The sequence below is a fragment of the Achromobacter sp. genome, from assembly GCF_032113835.1.
Classification (GTDB): Bacteria; Pseudomonadota; Gammaproteobacteria; order Burkholderiales; family Burkholderiaceae_B; genus Achromobacter.
On the sequence record NZ_DAMCTG010000041.1, the window covers coordinates 1 to 18,653 of the forward strand.

Below are 18,653 nucleotides of genomic sequence, written 5' to 3' on the forward strand. Positions count from 1 at the left end.
GAGTCCGGCGTGAACGCCACCAGGCACACGATGACCAGCGGCGCCAGCACGAACGCCACCACCAGAAAGTTGAACGCCAGTGCGAAAGGACCGTTCTTCTGCATGTTCGATTCCTTGCGCGGCTCAGCCCAGGCTGCGGCGGTAAGAGCGTTCGACGACGCGGTTGTACGCCATCATGACGATCACGTTCACGATCAGCAGCACGATGGCAATGGCCGCGCCCAGCGGCCAGTTCAGCTCGGTCAGGAACTCGTCGTACACGACGGTGGCCACCATCTTCAGACGCCTTCCGCCCAGCAGCGCGGGGATGGCAAACGAGCTGGCCGACAGGCCGAACACGATGAGGCTGCCGGACAGGATGCCCGGCATGGCCTGCGGCAGCACGATGCGCGTCAGCGTCTGAAAGCGCGAGGCGTTCAGCGACAGCGCGGCGTGCTCGACCGTGGGGTCCAGCTTCTGCAGCGACGTCCAGACCGGAATCACCATGAAGGGCAGCATGACGTGCACGAGGCCGATGATGACGGCGGTGGGCGTGTACAGCAGCGTTCCCAGCCCCAACGCGGCGGCCGCCTTGCCGAGCGGCCCGCCCGGCCCCAGCAGCATGCTCCAGCCGAACGCGCGCACCACCAGCGAGATCAGCAGCGGCGACAGCACCACCAACAGAAAGATCGAGCGCCAGGGCTTGCGCATGCGCGACAGGATGTAGGCCTCGGGCGCGCCGACCAGCACGCAGATCAGCGTGGTGACGCCGGCGATCCAGAAGGTGCGCCAGAAGATCTCGATGAAGTAGCCGTCCGTCACCACGGCCAGGTAATGTTCGAGCGTGTGGCCCGGCTGGATGCCGGTGGCGTAATCGAACGGCCGGAAGGACAGGGCAAAGGTCAACGCCAGCGGCGTAAGCACCAGCGTCAGAAACACGAGGGCCAGCGGGATCGATCCCAGGATGGCCAGCATCCCGTCGTTGCGCGGCTTGGGCGGGTTGGCGGCGGCGCCGCGTTGCGTCAGCGTCGCCATGTCAGTCCGCCGCAGCTGCAACCGGCGCGCGCAGCACGCGCAGCACACCGTCCGCCCAGTCCAGCCCGATCTGTTCGCCGTCGTCATGCGGGCGGCGGCCGTCGTTGGGCGTCAGGATGGTCAGCGCCCCCACGGGCGAATCCAGGTCGTACATCCACTGGCTGCCCAGGAAATAGCGGGTGTTGACGACACAGGCGAGCTTGCCCTGGCCCGAAGGCACGGGCACCAGCTTTTCCGGGCGCAGCGACAGCTGCACGTTGTCGCCGTGGCGCAGGCCTTCGCCGTCGACGACAAGGCTCAGCGCGCCGGTCTGGACTTCGGCCTGCGCGCCGCAGCGCGTCACGCGGCCGGGCAGCAGATTGGTCTTGCCGACAAAGCGCGAGATGAACTCGGTTTGCGGGTGTTCGTACATGCGGTAGGGCGCGTCCACCTGCGTGGCGCGGCCGTCCTGCATGACCACGACGCGATCGCTGATCGACAGCGCTTCGGCCTGATCGTGCGTGACCATGACGGTCGTGGTGCCGATCTTGCGCTGGATGCTGCGCAGCTCGAACTGCATGTCCTCGCGAAGCTTGGCGTCCAGGTTGGACAGCGGTTCGTCCAGCAGCAGCACCGGCGGACGGATGACCAGCGCGCGCGCCAGCGCCACGCGTTGCCGCTGGCCGCCCGACAGTTCGCGCGGGAAACGGTCCGCGTGCTTGTCCAGCTTGACCAGGGCCAACGCCTCGCGCACACGGTCCTGCCGTTCGGCGCGTTCGACCTTGCGCATCTTCAGGCCGAAGGCCACGTTGTCGGCCACGGTCAGGTGCGGAAACAGCGCATAGCTCTGGAACACGATGCCCAGGCCGCGCGTGTTGGGCTTGGCGTGCGTGATGTCGCGGCCGTCCAGCGTGATGGTGCCGCAGGTCACGTCGGCAAAGCCGGCAATCATCTGCAGCGTGGTGGTCTTGCCGCAGCCGGAGGGACCGAGCAGCGAGACGAACTCGCCCTTGTCGACCGACAGGCAGAAGTCCGAGACGACACGCAGATCGCCGTAGTTCTTGGAGACGTTGTCCAGCCGCAGAAATGCCATGATCCAAACCTCGTGACCCATTCGGGCCTTGCGCCGCCGGGTGGGCAAATGTGCCGCCCAGGCTGCCTAAGTGATGGCGCAGTCTAGGAGCCGCCAAAACAGAGGGTCAATTAGGGTTTTCCGAAGAATCGAATTATTTATTAGTTATTTCCGTAAGACTGAATTTCTTGATAAAAATACGTCAGACTATTTTGATTATCGGAACCCGAGAATGAAGAAATCAGAAATGCCGGAGGATTCCGCGGGCCAGGGCGTGTTGCAGCGGGCCTTCGCCGTACTGCGCGTGCTGGCCGACGCCAAGGGAGACAAGTTGCGCCTGACCGATATCGCCGCGCGCACGGGCCAGGCGCAGGCCACGGTGCACCGCGTGCTGCAGGGTCTGATGCAGGAGGGCGTGGTGGAGCAGCCGGCCCAAAGCAAGGGCTATCAACTGAGCGTCGCCTTCTTCTCGCTGGCGGCGGCCGCCGGCAACCATCAGTCCAGCCTGCGCACCCTCTATCGGCCCGCGATGCTGCGCCTGTCGGGCATGCTCAACGACACCATCTTTCTGCTGGTGCGCAGCGGCTTTGACGCGGTCTGCGTCGATCGGGTGGACGGCGCCTTTCCGGTGCGCTCGCACACCGGCGACATCGGCGGACGCGTGCCGCTCGGCATGGGACAGGGCGGCCTCGTGCTGCTGGCCAGCCTGCCGGAAGCCGAGCGCGAAGAGGTCATGCGCTTCAACATCCCGCGCCTGCATCACCTGGGCTTCGTGGACGAGATCTCGATGCGCGTGCGCATCAAGGAATGCCTGGAACTGCGCTACGCGCGCAGCCAGGGGCAGGGCGTGTTCCCCAACATCGCGGGGCTGGCGGTGCCGGTCTACGATCCCAACGGCGTCACGGTCGCGGCGCTGAGCGTGGCGGCGCCCATCGAACGCATCAGCGACGAACGCCTGCCGCTGATCGTGGAAATGCTGCGGCGCGAGGCCGACGCGGTGGGCGCGCAGATCAATCCGTTCGACCCCGCGCTACGGCGGCCCAGCCAGTTTCTGGGCACGGGCAACGGGGTATAGCCGGGGCCCGCTGCGCGGCGTCGACGCATAAAAAAACCCGGACACGACAAGGTCCGGGTTCTTTCATTGCGGGTTGGCGATCAGGTCGGATACGTGCCCGGCAGCAGGATGCTGCGGTCGCCCGGCTCGATCGTGCGGCGGCCGCACAGCGCCATCGTCGTGTCCATTTCCTTGTACAGGATCTCCAGCGTGCGGGTGACGCCGGCCTGGCCATACGCGCCCAGTCCGTACAGGAAGGCGCGGCCGATCATCGTGCCGCGCGCGCCCAGCGCCACGGCCTTCAGGATGTCCTGGCCGGAGCGGATGCCGCCGTCCATCCACACTTCGATCTTCGAACCCACGGCATCGGCAATTCCCGGCAGGGCCGCGATGGACGACATGGCGCCGTCAAGCTGGCGGCCGCCGTGGTTGCTGACGATGAGCGCGTCGGCGCCGCTGTTGGCGGCGAGCTGCGCGTCTTCGACGTCAAGAATGCCCTTGATGATGAGCTTGCCGCCCCAGCGCTGCTTGATCCATTCCACGTCGTCCCAGCTCAGGCGGGGATCGAATTGCTCGGCGGTCCACGACGACAGCGACGACAGGTCGCTCACGCCCTTGGCGTGGCCGACGATGTTGCCGAAGGTGCGGCGCTTGGTGCCCAGCATGCCCATGCACCAGCGCGGCTTGGTCGCCAGGTTGATGAGGTTGCGCAGCGTGGGCTTGGGCGGCGTCGACAGGCCGTTCTTGATGTCCTTGTGGCGCTGGCCCAGGATCTGCAGGTCCAGCGTCAGCACCAGCGCCGAGCAGCCCGCGGCCTTGGCGCGGTCGATCAGGTTGCCCACGAACTCGCGGTCGCGCATCACGTAGAGCTGGAACCAGAAGGGCTTGCCGGTGGCCTGCGCCACGTCTTCCAGCGAGCAGATGCTCATCGTGGACAGCGTGAACGGCACGCCGAAATCGGCGGCGGCCTTGGCGGCCAGGATCTCGCCGTCGGCATGCTGCATGCCGGTCAGGCCCGTGGGCGAAATCGCCAGCGGCATGACCACGTCCTGGCCCACCATGGTGGTGCGCAGCGACCGGCCTTCCATGTTGACCGCCACGCGCTGGCGCAGCTTGATCCGATGAAAGTCGCTTTCGTTCGCGCGATAGGTGCCTTCGGTCCAGGCGCCGGAATCGGCGTAGTCGTAGAACATGCGCGGCACGCGCTTTTGCGCGACAACGCGCAAATCTTCGATGCAGGTGATCGTAGAAAGGTTAGCGGTCATGGTGTCTGTGGAGAGATAGGGGGCGCCAGCGCCGCCCAGTATACGCGCCGAGGCCGGCAAGCGTCGCTTGCCGGCCCCGTTCGCCCCCCTGCGCAAAGGCTCTATGGCCCCTGCACGCCCAGCCCTAGCGCGGCCACACCTTGCTGACCGCGCGTATCGTTGCCCACGCCACCCAGCGCGGGCTGGTCAGCCGCGCGCCCGGCAGGCGGCGCATCACGTCCACCGCCAGCCCGCCGCGCTTGTGCCATTGCTTCTTGCGGGTCTGGCTGTCGGTCCAGCGGCCTTCCAGCCACGGGAATTCCCGGCGTCCCGGCTTGTAGACCGGCGGCGTGTTGTAGATCAGGATGTAGGCCAGCCGCGGCGTCTGCGACGTGTTCGGTCCGGTGAAGTGCAGCGTGCGCGCATCGTGGACGGTGATGCCGCCCGGATCAAGGGGCTCGGCCACCGCCTGGTCGCGCGGAAAATCGCCGCAGCATTCCAGCGGATGCAGGCTCTTGTCGCCCCCCGGCGAGCGATGCTCCAGCACGTCCCACTTGTTCGAGCCCGGCAGGAACTGCATGCAGCCGTTCTCGACGGTGGCCGGCTGCAGCGCCAGCCAGATGCTCAGCTCGTTGTAGACAAAGTCCGGCGACCGGAAAGCTTCGTCCTGGTGCCACGGCGTTTCCGGACCGTGCGGGCCGGGCTTGAGCAACGCATGCTCGCCATACAGCGCCGCCTGCGGGCCCAGCAGTTGCCGCGCAAGTTCCAGGGTGCGTTCGTGGTAAACCGTCTTCAGCAGGCCCGGGGCATAATGTCGCGGATCGTGCAGACTCGGAAACTTCGCGGGTTTGCTCGGGTCGTCGCGGCTGACAAAGTCATACTGCGCGCCCTCGTTGTAACCCGTCTTGTTCGAGAACAAGTCCAGCAGCGTCCTGCGGATGTAGCCGACCTCGTCCTGAGGGCACATGTCCTTCAAGGCCAGGTACCCCTGATCCCTGTAGCGCGCTGTCTCGGCATCCGACAACAAACTGGTCTCTTCCATAATGGCTTCTCCAAGCTCTGGTAATGGGTATTTCTAGCTGGCACGTTTTGACATGGGCTCTAACGTATCGCTTCGAAGCCCGCCGGGCCTATAGACCATCCGCTGTAGCCGGTTCCGCCTACGCCAGTCATGCGTGGCGGCGCATCATCCGAAGGAAAAACCCATGCAAGACCCTAAGGCCGATACCCAGATCGAAACCGTCCACGTCACCGTCAGCGGCACGGTGCAAGGCGTGGGATACCGGCACGCCACGGTGCGGCGCGCTCACATGCTTGGCGTGAAGGGCTGGGTGCAGAACATGCTGGACGGCACGGTCGAAGCGCTGGTGCAGGGCACGCCCGACCAGGTCGATCACATGCTGGAATGGTTGCGCCGGGGACCGCCGGGCGCGTCGGTGCAGGAAATCATCACGCGCCGGGAGTACACCGATAAGCGTTACATCCGCTTCGAGCAACTTTGAGGGCCGCGGGCCCTCGCCGGCACGCTGTAGGCCGGGCGGACGAGGCCCCGGTACCGTAAAGGCTGACGGGCGTCAGCGTGTGCGCAACCAGCGCGCGCCCACCTGATTGATGATCAGCCCGGCCAGCACGCAGCCGGCGCCCACCCATTGCAGCGGCTGCAGCCGCTCGCCGAACGCCATGGACGCCGCCCACAGCCCCACCACCGGAACCAGCAGCGAGAACGGCGCGACCTTGGCCGCCGGATGGCGCGACAGCAGCTGCGTCCACAGCGTGTAGGCAACCAGGGTCGCCAGCACCGCCAGATACAGCACCGACAGCGCCTCGCCCCAGCCGATGCCGGTGATCATGCCCACCACCGGTTCCCAGCCGTCGATCAGCACGGCCAGCGCCAGGAAAGGCAGCACCGGGGCGGCGCTGCTCCAGGCAATGAACGCGAAAGGATCGTAGCCGGGCGCCTTGCGGCTGGCCAGCCGGACGATCATGTTGGACGTCGCCCACATGAACGCCGCCCCCAGCGTCAGGACGAAGCCCAGCATCGTCATCTGCCCCGGCCCGTCGCCGCGCGCCCCCGCAATCACGGCCAGCCCCATCGCGGCCACGCCCAGCCCGATCCAGTGATGCCGCCGCGCGCGCTCATGCAGCACCGGCGCGGCCAGCAGCAGCGTGAAGAATGCCTGGGTCTGGATGACAAGGGACGCCATGCCGGCCGGCATGCCGAACTTGAGCGCGGTGAACAGCAGGCCGAACTGGCCCAGCCCCTGGACCAGCCCGTAGGCCGCGACCCAGTGCCACGGCAGCCGCGGCATGCGCACGAAGAGAATGAGCGGGAAGGCCGCCAGCGCGAATCGCAACGCGCCCAGCATCATCGGAGACAAGCCCCGCATGCCGACCTTCATGACGACGAAATTCAGGCCCCAGATGACCACCACCGCCAAGGCGCAGAAATAGTCTTTTCGGGTTAGATGAGTGGGGGTGGACATGGCGGGCATTATCGCATCGCCCACCCCAAAAAAGGCTGAATCAGCGCGCGTTCAGCACCGCGGAAAACGCCTTGATGGCGACGTCGATATCGTCGTCGCCGATATGCCGATGCGTGACGCAACGCAGCCGCGTGCGGCCCCATGGACGCGTCAGCACGCCTTGCGCCTGCAGGGCGGCGACCCACTCTGCGTTGGTCATGCCGGTGTCGGCGGTCTCGACCTGCACGATGTTGGTTTGCGGCACGGTCGCGGTCAGCGCGGGCGCCTGGGCGCCTGTCAGCCCACTCTTTATCGCATTGATGCCGTCGCTCAAGCGCCGCGCGCGCACGTGGTCCTCGGCCAGACGCGCGCTCATGTGCTGCACGCCTTCCAGGCCCGCGGCGGCCATGATGCCGGATTGGCGCTGCGTGCCGCCCAGCATGCGGCGCACCGTGCGCGACTTGGCGATCACAGCCTGGCTTCCTGCCAGCACCGCGCCCACCGGCGCGCTCAGACCCTTGGACAGGCACAGCGACACCGTATCCGTGTATTGCGTGATGTCCGCGGCCGGCACGCCCAGCGCCACCGCCGCGTTGAACAGCCGCGCACCATCCAGGTGCACCGGCACGCCGGCTGCGCGCGCCATGCCGTGCACGGCCCGCATATGGTCCAGCGGCAGCACTGCGCCGCCCGCGTTGTTGTGCGACGTCTCCATCGCCACGAGCGCGGTCTTGAGCCGGTGGCCGCCCGTCATCAGCGCGTCTTCGAGCCGGTTCAGGTCCATCGCGCCTTCGGCGCCGGGCAAGCCTTGGTAGAACAGGCCCGTGAACGTGGCGGCGCCGCGTTCCGACGTGTACATGTGGGCGGTCGCTTCCAGCGCCACCTGCTCGCTGCGTTGCGTTTGCGCCAGCACGGCAAGCAGGTTGGCCATCGTGCAGCTCGGCACGAACAGGCCCGCCTCCTTGCCCAGACTGGCCGCGACATACGCTTCCAGCTCGCGCACGGTCGGATCGCCGTCCAGGCCGTCATCGCCGATCGGCGCGGTGCGCATGCGCTCGTACATGGCCGCGGTCGGGTGCGTGACCGTATCGCTGCGCAGGTCGACGCGAGTTGGGGGAGGTTCGGCGGGGGTCCGCTGGGTCATGGCTTTCAGTGCTGCAAAATTTTGGAAAGAAATTGGCGCGTGCGCGGGGCACGCTCCTCGACTTTGCCGAAGAACTGCTCCTTCTGGCAGTCCTCGACGATCTTGCCGCTGTCCATGAAGATCACACGGTCAGCGACACGGCGCGCAAATCCCATCTCGTGGGTCACCACCATCATGGTCATGCCTTCGCCGGCCAGGTCGGTCATCACGTCCAGCACCTCGTTGACCATCTCCGGGTCCAGCGCCGACGTGGGTTCATCGAACAGCATCACGACCGGGTCCATCGACAGCGCCCGGGCAATCGCCACGCGCTGCTGCTGGCCGCCCGACAGTTCGCCGGGGTGCTTGTCCTTGTGCGCCGACAGGCCTACGCGCTCGAGCAGCGCAAGGGCGCGCTGACGCGCTTCGTCCTTGCCGCGTTTCAACACCTTGATCTGTCCCAGGCACAGGTTCTCAGTCACCGACAGGTGCGGAAACAGCTCGAAGTGCTGGAACACCATGCCGGCCACTGCGCGCAGCTTGGGCAGGTTGGTGCGCGGATCGCCCACCGACACGCCGTTGACCACGATCTCGCCCTTCTGGAAGGGCTCGAGCGCGTTGACGGTCTTGATCAGCGTGGACTTGCCCGACCCGGACGGGCCGCACACCACCACGACTTCACCGCGGCGCACGGTGGTGGAGCAGTCGTCCAGCACCTGGAAGTCGCCGTACCATTTGCTGACCTGCCGGATCTCGATCATCGGGGGATTGGAAGAGGATTGCATCGTTGAACCTGTGGATAACGTGGGCGCCGCGGCAAGCGGCTCAGCGCAGCACCCGCGTGCGCTTTTCAAGCTGCTTGACCAGACGCGATGCCGTGAAGCAAATCACGAAATACACCACCGCCACGAAGATATAGAGTTCGACCAGCCGGCCGTCGCGCTGCCCGATCTTGGACGCGGCGCCCAGGAAGTCGGTGAGCGACAGCACGTACACCAGCGACGTGTCCTGGAACAGAATGATGACGCGCGTCAGCAACGCCGGCACCATGTTGCGCAGCGCCTGCGGCAGCACGACGTACCGCATGCCCTGCCAATGGTTCAGGCCCAGCGCCATGCTGGCCGACACTTGGCCGCGCGCGATGGACTGGATCCCGGCGCGCATGATTTCGCAGAAGTACGCGGCCTCGAACAGCGTGAAGGTGATCACCGCCGAGTTGAACGCCCCCACGCGCAGCGGCGTGGGCGAACCCACCACCCACGCGGCGATGTAGGGCATCAAAAAGTAGAACCAGAAGATCACCAGCAGCAGCGGGATCGAACGCATCACGTTCACGTAGATGCCCGCCGGCACCGACAGGATCTTGTAGCGCGACAACCGCATCATCGCCAGGATCGTGCCCAGCGCCAGACCCATCACCGCCGCCAGCACGGTCAGCGTCAGCGTGAACGTCATGCCGGTCTGGAACAGGTACGGCAGCGAGCCCCAGATCACATCGAAATCGAATTTGCCCATGTCAGCGCCCCAATCCCGCAGGCGACTTCGCGGCCGTGCCGATCAGGCCAGGCACCGCGACACGGCGCTCGAGCGTGCGCATTCCCAGCACGACGATGCCGTTCAAAATCAGGTAGATCACCGTCGCGGCCGAAAACGCCTCGAAGATGTGAAAGCTGAACTCCGCCATGGATCGCGCCTGGCCCGTCAGTTCCAACAGGCCAATGGTCAGCGCCACCGACGAGTACTTGATCGTGCCCATGAACTCCGAGGTCAGCGGGGGCAGCACGATGCGATAGGCCTCGGGCAGGATGATGTAGCGGTAGACCTGCGCCTCGGTCAGTCCCAGCGCGGTCCCCGCCTGGAACTGGCCGCGCGGCAGCGACTGGATGCCGGCGCGCAATTGCTCGGCCACGCGGGCCGAGCCGTAAAAACCCAGGCACAACACCGCAGGCACGAACTGCCCCCACGGCTGCGGCATCTGCTTCATCGCCAGGCCCCAGGCATGCGGCAGCAGTTCGGGCAGCACGAAATACCACAGGAACATCTGCACCAGCAACGGCACATTGCGGAACAGCTCCACATACGTCGCGCCGATGGCGTTCATCAGGCGCGACTGCACCGTGCGCATCACGCCCAGCCAGGATCCCAACAGCAACGAGAAAACCCACGCCGTCAATGCCAGCGCGAGCGTCCAGCCCACGCCGATCAGGATCGTTTCCAGGAAGGTATGCACGCCGTCCGGCGACATCTCCAGGAAGACGCTCCAACTCCAGTTGTAATTCATGCCCTCGCCCTTGATTGCAACGCCGGTCATGGCCGGCGTCTTTGCCTCGTCATTCGCCGCGGGAACGCGCTGCGCCCCGCGGCATGCTGCTTACTCGTAGGCCTTGGGATCGCCCGAGTCGGTGGGCTTGGCGAGCGCGCGCTTCAACGCGTCGCTCATGGGGTACTTCAGATTGATCTGCTTGGGCGGGATCGGCGCGTTGAAGTACTTGTCGTACAGTGCGGCAACCTTGCCGGTCTTCATCAGGTCCAGCACGGCGTCGTCGATCACCTTCTTGAACTTGGGATCGTCCTTGGGCTGCATGATGCCGTAGGGCGCCAGTTCCAGACCCTTCTTGCCGATCACGAAGGCGTCCGGGTTCTTGGACGAGGCCACGGCGCCGTAGGCGATGCCGTCGTCGTTGGCCGAACCCGCGGCGCGGCCCGATTCGACCATCAGGATGGTCTCGGCGGTGTCCTTGGTGGGCGCCATCGAGATGCCCAGGTTACCCTGCGCATTCAGTTGCGAGATCAGCTTGAACGTCTGGCCGCCGGCCTGCGCCGCGATGGTCTTGCCGCGGAACGAGGACAGGTCATTGGGGTCCACGCCGCCGTCCTTGCGCGCCACCAGCACCACCTGCGCCACGAAGGTCGTGGGCGCGAAGGACACCAGCTTGTGGCGGGCTTCGTTGTTGGTGGTGTTGCCGCATTCCAGATCGATCGTGCCGTTGGCCAGCAACGGAATGCGCGTGGCCGACGTCGTCGGGTTGTAGCGGACTTCCAGCTTGGGCAGCTTCAGCGCTTCCTGCACGTACTTGGCGACTTCCTGGCAGATCTCGACCGTGTAGCCGATCGGCTTCTGATTGCCGTCCAGATAGGCAAACGGCACCGACGTTTCGGGGTGGCCAATCGTGATGACGCCGGTTTCCCGGATCTTGTCCAGGCGGCTGGGACCTTCGGCATGGGCCGTCGCGGTGGTGCCCAGCAGGGCGGCGGCGACGGAGATCGCGGCAAGTGCTTTCATCTGATTCCCTTGGCGCCGTACGTGCGGCGCGTGTTTATGTTCACGATCGGCGATTCCAGTCTGGCTGGCGACCGCCGCGTCCCGCGATGAGCCCCGCGGCTGGCAAAAAGTATCAACTAGCAGTATGGTTTTATCCAGTTCCAATCAGGTATTCCTCTATACGGATTTGACATGGCCATTACTCGCATGGGCTTGCGACACATTGAGGCGTTCCGCGCCGTCATGATGACCGGATCCATGACCGCTGCGGCGCGCCGAGTGCATACCTCGCAGCCGCACGTTAGCCGCTTAATCGCGCAATTGGAAGCCATCACCCAGTTTCCATTGTTTGACCGCAATGGCAGCCGGCTGAGCCCGACCCAGGACGGGTCGCGCTTCTTTCAGGAGGTCGAAAAGACCTTCATCGGCCTCGCCGGCCTGGAATCGGCGGCGGCCAGCATCCGCTCGTTCAGCGCCAGCCGCCTGAGTGTGGCGGCCATGCCACGCCTGGCGGGCGGGCTCCTGGCGCGCATCGTCGCCGCCTTCAAGACCGAATACCCGGACGTCATGGTGTCCATCCACTCGGGCAACGCCAGCGCGGTCCACAACTGGATCAGCTCGGGTTTCTGCGACACGGGGTTGGCGATGCTGTCGGGCGAGGCGCCAGGCATCCAGGTCGAGCCGGTGCTCACGATGAGCTGCGTCGCAGTGCTGCCGCGCGGTCACCGCCTGACCAAACTGAAGAAGCTCAAACCCGCCGATTTTGCGGGTGAACCTTTTGTGGCGTTTCCCAGCGGCACGCCGCTGCGCGAAAAGATCGACGCCGTCTTCAAGTCCGCCAAGGTCGAACGTCACACCGTGGCCGAAGCCGGGCTGGGATCGTCGGTATGCGCGCTGGTGGGCGCGGGGCTGGGCGTGGCGCTGATCAACCCCCTGGCCGCACGCGAGGAGTACGAAGCGAACGGCGTCGAGGTCCGCCCGTTCAGCCCTGCGGTGCCGGTCACGGTGGCGCTGCTGTACCCGCCGTATCACACGCGCACACGCCTGGTCACGGTGTTCTCGCGCTATGCGCATCAGCTGATGCAGGAAGAGATGGGAGATCTGAAGGCGCGCCCGCCCCGGTAGGCGTTCACGGCGGCGATGAGCGTGGAGACGGTGTCTGACACCCTATGAGACACCGCCGCAAACCGGCGACCATCTCCCCTGGGTGTCAGACACCGTTGCGCAAGTCTGGAGGTCTTGGGAGCGAGGCCAGCACGATCAGGTGTCTGACACCCTATGAGACACCGCCGCAAACCGACGACCATCTCCCCAGGGTGTCAGACACCGTTGCCGCAACTGCCTAGGTCGGCGTCACCTGCCCATCACGGTGCAGCATCACAAGCCCACCCGTATCGCCCCGCATGGCCCGCACCGGCTCGCCCTTGTTCCACTGCTCGACAATCGCCGGCGGGCCGTTATAGACGCCCGCCGCCGTCTGCAAGGATTCCGGCGAGCCGATCCAGGCGTAGGCCGGCTCATGCAGCCAGTCGCCCCCAGCGCGCGCCACGCCCACGTAAAACCCGTCCACGTTGTGAGGGCAGGGCGCTTCGTCCGCTTGCATCACCAGCCACCCATACCCGCCGTCCCACGTCAACCCGAACGTCAGCACATGCCGGCAAGCAAGCACTTCACGCCCCTCAACCATGTCATAGACGCCTTCGGCCCACGTCTCGTCGCCATCGCCATCACGCCCCACATTCGCCAGGATCCGCGCATACCGTCCCGCCTGGCCTTCAGGCGCGGGCTCCGGAATGCCAGGCCGTTCCGACGGCAGCCAGCTCACCTCACCGAGATCGCTGTAAACGATGGGCACGCGTACCGCCCCCTCGCCATCCACCACGCCGCGCCGTGCATCTTGCGTCAGGACGCTGATCCGCATCAGACCGCTTGTCCACAGCTCGGCGGCATCCGCCGCGGTATCCAGCGGCGCCAGCGCGGCAAAGCTCGCGTCCAACACCGGGCGCCCCGACGCGTCGATCAGCCCCTCCATCCCATCGCGCTCGGTGATGAACGCGTGCAAGTCCTCGTCCCAATAGACGTCGTCCCACTCGGGCGCCGCCACCCAATCGCTGCGCCGGTCGACGAGCCCCCAGGCCTGCGCCTCGAACGCGGGCGCCAGGCCCCCGGGGCAGAACGACCCCGCGTCCTCGAAGCGCGGCGTGATCGCCCAGCCGCCCGACTTATCCACAAAGCCCAGCCGATCCCCCACACGCGCCACCACCAGGCCTTGCGCGCAGTTCCAGGCTTCGTCCAGCGACGGCGGCAGGATTTCACGGCCATCCGCAGCGATCAGACCGACCTTGTCGGCGACCTGGACGCTCGCCACGTCTTCTTCAAAATCCCACACCGCGTCAAAGCGCGGCGCCACCAGCACGCGCGCGACGTTCTCCGCGACCTGCAGCAGCCCGGTGCGTCCTTCGCGGCTTATCCACAGCACGCCTTCATCGGACGCGCCGCTGGACCAGATCGCATCCCACTGCGGCGCCATCACCGGCAGCCAGCAGTCGTCGTCATCGTCGTCGGATTCGGCTTCCGGATCGACGGCCCGCAGCCCCCACAACTTGTCCACACGGTAGCGGTACAACCCGCCGCCGAGCCACGCGCCCTCGTCGTCGCCACCCTCGGCCACGTAGTCCTCGAAACTGACCGTGCGAGCCGGCTCCTGTTCATGGAAGTAGGAATGCGACAGCCCGCCAAAGCCAAATCGCCAGGCCCAGCCGGAGGCGTCGCCGGCGTCCTGCACGTCCAGCAACTGGCAGATGGCGGCCACGTCGCCCGCCTGCATGCCTTGCTGCAACGCATGCCAGCGTTCGTCGCACAACGTTCGCGCCTCGCGAACGTAAGCCTGCGCGCCGTCCGCGTGCAGCCACGACAGTTCGTTCAGATTCGCGCTTATCCACAACTCGCCTTCGCCATCGTGTTCATCGATAAGCTCGTCCAGGTACTGCATGGCGGCATCGAACTGCAACACCAGCGGCGCATCGTCACGCTCCGCGTGCGACCGCATGAACGCCGCCAATTCACCCAGACGCGCGCGGGCGGCACGCGCATCGGCGGCAATGCCCGCTCCGTCGCCATCGCCGTCGACATCGCCAAGGAGATCCTGGTCATCTGGCGCCGCACCGGGCTCGCCATTGGCCAGCAGCACCTGCCACAACGTCGGCAGGTTGCCGTTCGCGCTGGCGATCTCAGCCGGCGGCGCGCCTTCGTCCTCGTCCGAGCACAGATACAGCCAGGCCCGATTTCCCATCTCTACTTCCTTTGATTGCGAATGCGCCCCGGGGCGCTTGATTACCAGACCTCGACGGCCGGGCTCAAAAAGCTGAAGGCCAGCCCGGTCAGGGCTGGCCTTCGATGTGCAAACATCTTCAATCCGCACGGCCTTTCGTCAGGTCTTCCTGACCGAAGTGTATTCGGGAATCAACCGTGGGCGGATCCGCCGGCGTCCATTCAACCCGCGCTGCCGCCACCACCTTGAGACGCAGCCAGCGCAACCGCACTCTCAAAGTTCTTGCCGTTTTCATTCGCAATGGCCTCTGCCAGCTTCATCATCATGGACATCAAAGACGAGTTCAACACCGCCACCTTCACCTGCAGGGCGGCCGTCAGCGCCGCCTTCTGCTTTTCATCCATGGTGGCTGACTGAACATCGCGCAACTCCTCCAACGCTTGCGCAAGCTGCTTCTCCAATTGCGCGATCTGCTCCCTGAGCGACTCAAGCGATTCGCCTCCGTTCTTGGCGGGATCTGACTCTTGGCTCTGTTGCGCCGCCGACGCGTCGGCCGACGACGCGTCGGCATTTGTCTGCGACTCCGGCGCCGTGGCGCTGACTTCATTCACTTGAGAAGCGGGAGGGGGTGCGGGGGGGTCGTACCGCGAAACAACTGGCGCCGAACTGGCACTGCCGATCTCTACTATCATTTTTGGTGTCTCTGAAAATGCGGCTCGGAAAGCGGTTGAGGCGAACGCTCCCGCACTCGTCCGAACCACAATCAAGGCAAAGGCATCCTGCAACACGCCAAAAATTCTAGTAGCGGGTCCGGAACGCCAATGGCCGTTCTGCGCCACGGTGATTGCCTGGTTGCGCCACCTTTGGCTGCAGCCCCCCGACCCCGACATCAGCGGCGCGGGCTCTCCACGACATGCCGGTGCGAACCTAGGCCTGCCGGCGAAACTCGCCGGGCGTCAGCCCGCAGAACAGACGAAACTGCCTGACAAAATGCGATGCATCGCTGTAGCCGCACCTGCGGCCAATCTCCGCGACGCTCAAGGCGCGAAAGACACGACTGGAGAGCATTCGCTTCGCCGTCTCCAGACGTATCTCGGCAATCGCGCGCGGAATCGATATCCGTAATCCGGACGTGTGCCGATACAAAGTACGCACGGAGATGCCCAGATCCGCCGCCACATCTGCAGCCTTGAGATGGGATTCAACATGGCGGTCGAGCAAAACCTTCGTGATGCGTTCATACACACTTCTGGCGGCGCTGCGTGTCATGTCCGGAGCCTCCTCCACAGCAAGGCCGACGAGGGCGCCGAGTTGATCGACGAGGGTGCCCTGCATATCAACCGCTGCGCTCGCAAACTGCGAACATAGCTGCCGGACAAACGCGCATAACACACGAGACCAGCCCGTCGACGCATCCAATCGCACGCCGACGTGATCCTCAGGATCGGCTATCCACAGGCTGATCCAGCTGCTCGGAAAACCCAGCGTAAAGACCTCCGAGTCATCCGGCAGGCGCAGCGTGTATTCCCGGCGGGAACTCAACAGAACAAGATCCTCAGGCTGCAAGCGTTCCGCCCGTCCACGGGTGCCCAACGACCACATGGCGCGGTATGACCCAACGAGGAAATAGCGTTCATGACGATCTTTGGCGATGTTGGCCGCAGTACGCCGGACCGTCACGCCCACGTTGGTTTCGGTCTTGCTGATGCGCAACACACCCATCTCTCGCGATCGAAGTTCCGCCCGAAAGTGCGCGTCGTCCGGGATGGTGATGTCGACCTTGTCGATTGACTGGCCGACCGCGTCTATCCAGTAGTTTTTTTTCTGCGTCGCGGGAACGGTATCGGTCGACCACAACTGGACCAAGGCATCTGGATCATTCATGGGAAATTTCGTCCTGCCAACATCGGAATGCGCATCGCGCGGATGATCCCGCGCACCGCATGCTTGCTGCGCGCCTCAGGCCGTGGCGACCTTGCTTCTGGGGTCATCGATCCTGTCGATGGTCATTTGACGGTTCACTGACCCGGATGCTTGGGATTCCACAGCCTGAGGCGGCTGCGGCGTTCATATCCCTTGCCATTCGGGTAGCTGACGAGTTCCATATCTGACCCCCAAGGCGAGCGAAAGTGAACCCATGTCTCACCTTCGGTGTCGCCCGATGTCATCGTGACGGGCTTACCCAGAACAGTGATGCCCAGCGCCTCCAGATAAGACACCGCGCCCTCGATATCGTCGGTGTAGAACGCGATATGCGAGGCGCCGATATCCTCGGCATGAGGCATGGTCTTGCTGCCCCGCGAATTCTTGTATTCGAACAACTCGATGTTCGACCCTGCTCCGCAACGCAGCATGGCAATCGTGACGCTATCGGCGCGGGGCGCGAAGCCCCCAGCATCGGCCGGCGCCGTCGGATCCAGCTGAAATGGCCCGATTCGTGTCACGGGTTTGCATCCGAAAGCGCTATCGAAGAATGCCTCGGCCTGCTTCAGATCGGGCACGTTGATACCCACGTGATCCACACCCGCGACCCGGATGCCAGCCGCCTGCGATGCCCCACCTGCCAGAACGCCAATTGCCATGAAGCAAGAAGCCAGTAGTTTCATGATGCGTATCTCGCTTACGGACGATCGAGAAAGACGTGGGCGCTCGCAAGCTTGCCGTCTTTGATGGTGAAGATGTCTTCGCCGTGCACCTGATCCGGATTGCCGCGCGGACCATAGCTCCAGACCACGCGGCCGACACCATGATTCCAAGTGATCGGCGCGGGCTTGAATTGGAATCCCGCATGGGTGCCTTGCAACTGCTCAATCAGGCGGTTCACTTCCGCGTAACCCGTAGCGACGCCGCTTTGATCGGCCACGAAGAAATCGGGTGTGTACGCCTGGTCAAACTTCGATTCGCGGGATTGGGCATTGGCGTCGTTCCATATCGAAAAATGGATGTCGATCAAGCGTTGCGCCACATCGGCGGCGTCGTGCGTGTCGGGTTTCATGGGTGATGTTTCCTGTGCGTGCGTATAAGGCGCGCTGCACATCGCAGCCAGCGCCAGTACGCAATGAGTCAAGAATTTCATGTTGAGAAGTCGCGATCGGAAGCGCAATGCGCTCAGACCTGCGCCATTCCGCCGTCGACAAACAGCTCGATGCCATTGACGAAGCTCGCCGCGTCGGAAGCCAGAAACACCACGGCCTTGCCGATCTCTTGCGGTTCGCCCAGGCGGCCCAGCGGCACCTGCGCGGCCAGATGATCGAACAGCCCCTGGCGGGCTTCGTCGGGAACCAGACCACCCAGGCCCGGCGTGCGGATCGGGCCGGGGCTGACGACGTTCACGCGGATGCCGCGCGGCTTCAGATCCAGCGCCCATGAGCGCGCAAAGTTGCGCACCGCCGCCTTGCTGGCGCTATACACGCTGAAATTCTCCGTGCCCTGGATCGATACGGTCGACGCGGTCAGGATTACCGAGGCGCCGTCGACCAGCAACGGCAAGGCCTTTTGCACGGTGAACAAGGTGCCGCGCACGTTGGTGCCGAAGATGCGATCAAAGTGCTCTTCCGTGATCGCGCCCAGCGGCATCATGTCGCCGCCGCCCGCGTTGGCGAACAGGATGTCGAGTTTGCCGGCGCTCTTGGCGATCTGGGCGTAGACGTTGTCCAGATCGCTCAGCACCGACGCGTCGGCACGGATGCCCGTCGCCGCAACGCCGATGCTGGCCACGGCGGCGTCAAGTTCGGCCTGGCGGCGTCCGGTGATGAAGACGCGCGCACCCTGCGCGGCCAGTTCCTGGGCGGTCGCCAGGCCGATGCCCGTAGTGCCGCCGGTGACGAGTGCGATCTTGCCGTTGAGTTGCTGATTCATGTTGAGCTCCATTTACCTGATGAGGAAGTTGTCAGTCAGCCGGCTGGGGGAGGGAAGTCCCCTGAAACGCCGTGTTGACTGGGCATGGAGGTACTGTAGGCGCGCTGGGATAATGGATAAACCCTGCAAAATTGGAATGACTATCCATGTTTATGGATAATAGACGCGCACCGGTGCATGTCATGCATGGACCCGTTGATGGGAGATTCCAGCGATTGCCTCGTGTTTGGGGGCAGGGCGGTTTTTCACCTGGTCGATGGCGAAATCTGGAACCGCTCGCATAGCAGCGGATCGGCTTGAATTGCCGAGAACCA

The 18,653-nt window shown here is 64.8% G+C and carries 19 protein-coding genes and 1 pseudogene; 3 read left to right on the forward strand and 17 right to left on the reverse strand.

The window, feature by feature from the left end:
- From RT697_RS15470 to RT697_RS15480, 3 genes and pseudogenes are all read right to left on the reverse strand, one after another.
- A pseudogene (locus RT697_RS15470) lies at positions 1–104 on the reverse strand (ABC transporter permease); the annotation flags it as partial.
- 19 nt (positions 105–123) lie between these two features.
- Positions 124–1,014, reverse strand: a complete 891-nt coding sequence (locus RT697_RS15475) for an ABC transporter permease (RefSeq protein WP_313699977.1) — start codon at positions 1,012–1,014, stop codon at positions 124–126.
- A 1-nt stretch (position 1,015) separates the two neighbouring features.
- Positions 1,016–2,086: an ABC transporter ATP-binding protein gene (locus RT697_RS15480; RefSeq protein WP_313699979.1), complete on the reverse strand. Its 1,071-nt coding sequence runs from the start codon at positions 2,084–2,086 to the stop codon at positions 1,016–1,018.
- A gap of 211 nt (positions 2,087–2,297) precedes the next feature.
- Between RT697_RS15480 and RT697_RS15485 the strand changes: the two genes are divergently transcribed.
- Positions 2,298–3,140, forward strand: a complete 843-nt coding sequence (locus RT697_RS15485; RefSeq protein ID WP_313699981.1) for an IclR family transcriptional regulator — start codon at positions 2,298–2,300, stop codon at positions 3,138–3,140.
- 80 nt (positions 3,141–3,220) lie between these two features.
- Here RT697_RS15485 and RT697_RS15490 read toward each other — a convergent pair whose 3' ends face one another.
- Both RT697_RS15490 and RT697_RS15495 read right to left on the reverse strand, forming a co-directional pair.
- Positions 3,221–4,384 (reverse strand): alpha-hydroxy acid oxidase, encoded by a 1,164-nt coding sequence (locus tag RT697_RS15490; RefSeq protein WP_105236807.1) that lies wholly within the window; start codon positions 4,382–4,384, stop codon positions 3,221–3,223.
- A gap of 124 nt (positions 4,385–4,508) precedes the next feature.
- On the reverse strand, positions 4,509–5,405 hold the full coding sequence (locus RT697_RS15495) for a phytanoyl-CoA dioxygenase family protein (RefSeq protein WP_312433644.1): 897 nt from the start codon (positions 5,403–5,405) through the stop codon (positions 4,509–4,511).
- A gap of 163 nt (positions 5,406–5,568) precedes the next feature.
- On the opposite strand from RT697_RS15495, the gene RT697_RS15500 reads away from it, so the two are divergent.
- Positions 5,569–5,865, forward strand: a complete 297-nt coding sequence (locus RT697_RS15500; protein WP_313699983.1) for an acylphosphatase — start codon at positions 5,569–5,571, stop codon at positions 5,863–5,865.
- Between the two features lie 72 nt (positions 5,866–5,937).
- Here the strand turns inward: RT697_RS15500 and RT697_RS15505 are convergent, their stop codons facing one another.
- The 6 genes from RT697_RS15505 to RT697_RS15530 form a co-directional block, all read right to left on the reverse strand.
- Positions 5,938–6,846: an EamA family transporter gene (locus RT697_RS15505; protein ID WP_313699985.1), complete on the reverse strand. Its 909-nt coding sequence runs from the start codon at positions 6,844–6,846 to the stop codon at positions 5,938–5,940.
- 40 nt (positions 6,847–6,886) lie between these two features.
- The gene (locus RT697_RS15510; protein WP_313699987.1) at positions 6,887–7,969 is read right to left on the reverse strand and encodes a GntG family PLP-dependent aldolase; all 1,083 of its coding nucleotides are present in this window, start codon (positions 7,967–7,969) and stop codon (positions 6,887–6,889) included.
- Positions 7,970–7,974: 5 nt separating this feature from the next.
- Positions 7,975–8,709, reverse strand: coding sequence for an amino acid ABC transporter ATP-binding protein (locus tag RT697_RS15515; RefSeq protein WP_313700035.1), 735 nt, complete (start codon positions 8,707–8,709; stop codon positions 7,975–7,977).
- A 64-nt stretch (positions 8,710–8,773) separates the two neighbouring features.
- Positions 8,774–9,463 carry an ABC transporter permease subunit gene (locus RT697_RS15520; RefSeq protein ID WP_313699989.1) on the reverse strand — a complete coding sequence of 230 codons (690 nt, stop codon included), beginning with the start codon at positions 9,461–9,463 and terminating at the stop codon, positions 8,774–8,776.
- A gap of 1 nt (position 9,464) precedes the next feature.
- Entirely contained in the window at positions 9,465–10,229 is a 765-nt protein-coding gene (locus RT697_RS15525; protein WP_313700036.1) for an amino acid ABC transporter permease, read from the reverse strand.
- A gap of 90 nt (positions 10,230–10,319) precedes the next feature.
- A complete protein-coding gene (locus RT697_RS15530; RefSeq protein WP_313699991.1) occupies positions 10,320–11,231 on the reverse strand; it encodes an amino acid ABC transporter substrate-binding protein in 912 nt (303 codons plus the stop codon).
- 171 nt (positions 11,232–11,402) lie between these two features.
- Between RT697_RS15530 and RT697_RS15535 the strand changes: the two genes are divergently transcribed.
- Positions 11,403–12,335 (forward strand): LysR substrate-binding domain-containing protein, encoded by a 933-nt coding sequence (locus RT697_RS15535; RefSeq protein ID WP_082578919.1) that lies wholly within the window; start codon positions 11,403–11,405, stop codon positions 12,333–12,335.
- A gap of 217 nt (positions 12,336–12,552) precedes the next feature.
- Here RT697_RS15535 and RT697_RS15540 read toward each other — a convergent pair whose 3' ends face one another.
- The 6 genes from RT697_RS15540 to RT697_RS15565 all read right to left on the reverse strand — a co-directional run bounded on the left by RT697_RS15540 (position 12,553) and on the right by RT697_RS15565 (position 18,339).
- Complete coding sequence (locus RT697_RS15540; RefSeq protein WP_313699994.1) at positions 12,553–14,502, reverse strand: WG repeat-containing protein; 1,950 nt, start codon at positions 14,500–14,502, stop codon at positions 12,553–12,555.
- A gap of 200 nt (positions 14,503–14,702) precedes the next feature.
- A complete protein-coding gene (locus RT697_RS15545; RefSeq protein ID WP_313699996.1) occupies positions 14,703–15,092 on the reverse strand; it encodes a hypothetical protein in 390 nt (129 codons plus the stop codon).
- A gap of 316 nt (positions 15,093–15,408) precedes the next feature.
- Entirely contained in the window at positions 15,409–16,365 is a 957-nt protein-coding gene (locus RT697_RS15550) for a helix-turn-helix domain-containing protein (protein WP_313699997.1), read from the reverse strand.
- Between the two features lie 134 nt (positions 16,366–16,499).
- Entirely contained in the window at positions 16,500–17,087 is a 588-nt protein-coding gene (locus RT697_RS15555; protein ID WP_313699999.1) for a VOC family protein, read from the reverse strand.
- A gap of 14 nt (positions 17,088–17,101) precedes the next feature.
- Positions 17,102–17,476 carry a nuclear transport factor 2 family protein gene (locus tag RT697_RS15560; protein WP_313700001.1) on the reverse strand — a complete coding sequence of 125 codons (375 nt, stop codon included), beginning with the start codon at positions 17,474–17,476 and terminating at the stop codon, positions 17,102–17,104.
- Between the two features lie 113 nt (positions 17,477–17,589).
- A complete protein-coding gene (locus tag RT697_RS15565; RefSeq protein ID WP_313700002.1) occupies positions 17,590–18,339 on the reverse strand; it encodes an SDR family oxidoreductase in 750 nt (249 codons plus the stop codon).
- Positions 18,340–18,653: the final 314 nt, after the last annotated feature.

Coding starts and splice junctions, on each gene's coding strand:
- RT697_RS15475 (WP_313699977.1), bottom strand. CDS start 1,014: ATGGCGACGCTGACGCAACGCGGCGCCGCCGCCAACCCGCCCAAGCCG.
- RT697_RS15480 (WP_313699979.1), bottom strand. CDS start 2,086: ATGGCATTTCTGCGGCTGGACAACGTCTCCAAGAACTACGGCGATCTG.
- RT697_RS15485 (WP_313699981.1), top strand. CDS start 2,298: ATGAAGAAATCAGAAATGCCGGAGGATTCCGCGGGCCAGGGCGTGTTG.
- RT697_RS15490 (WP_105236807.1), bottom strand. CDS start 4,384: ATGACCGCTAACCTTTCTACGATCACCTGCATCGAAGATTTGCGCGTT.
- RT697_RS15495 (WP_312433644.1), bottom strand. CDS start 5,405: ATGGAAGAGACCAGTTTGTTGTCGGATGCCGAGACAGCGCGCTACAGG.
- RT697_RS15500 (WP_313699983.1), top strand. CDS start 5,569: ATGCAAGACCCTAAGGCCGATACCCAGATCGAAACCGTCCACGTCACC.
- RT697_RS15505 (WP_313699985.1), bottom strand. CDS start 6,846: ATGTCCACCCCCACTCATCTAACCCGAAAAGACTATTTCTGCGCCTTG.
- RT697_RS15510 (WP_313699987.1), bottom strand. CDS start 7,969: ATGACCCAGCGGACCCCCGCCGAACCTCCCCCAACTCGCGTCGACCTG.
- RT697_RS15515 (WP_313700035.1), bottom strand. CDS start 8,709: ATGATCGAGATCCGGCAGGTCAGCAAATGGTACGGCGACTTCCAGGTG.
- RT697_RS15520 (WP_313699989.1), bottom strand. CDS start 9,463: ATGGGCAAATTCGATTTCGATGTGATCTGGGGCTCGCTGCCGTACCTG.
- RT697_RS15525 (WP_313700036.1), bottom strand. CDS start 10,229: ATGAATTACAACTGGAGTTGGAGCGTCTTCCTGGAGATGTCGCCGGAC.
- RT697_RS15530 (WP_313699991.1), bottom strand. CDS start 11,231: ATGAAAGCACTTGCCGCGATCTCCGTCGCCGCCGCCCTGCTGGGCACC.
- RT697_RS15535 (WP_082578919.1), top strand. CDS start 11,403: ATGGCCATTACTCGCATGGGCTTGCGACACATTGAGGCGTTCCGCGCC.
- RT697_RS15540 (WP_313699994.1), bottom strand. CDS start 14,502: ATGGGAAATCGGGCCTGGCTGTATCTGTGCTCGGACGAGGACGAAGGC.
- RT697_RS15550 (WP_313699997.1), bottom strand. CDS start 16,365: ATGAATGATCCAGATGCCTTGGTCCAGTTGTGGTCGACCGATACCGTT.
- RT697_RS15555 (WP_313699999.1), bottom strand. CDS start 17,087: ATGAAACTACTGGCTTCTTGCTTCATGGCAATTGGCGTTCTGGCAGGT.
- RT697_RS15560 (WP_313700001.1), bottom strand. CDS start 17,476: ATGAAACCCGACACGCACGACGCCGCCGATGTGGCGCAACGCTTGATC.
- RT697_RS15565 (WP_313700002.1), bottom strand. CDS start 18,339: ATGAATCAGCAACTCAACGGCAAGATCGCACTCGTCACCGGCGGCACT.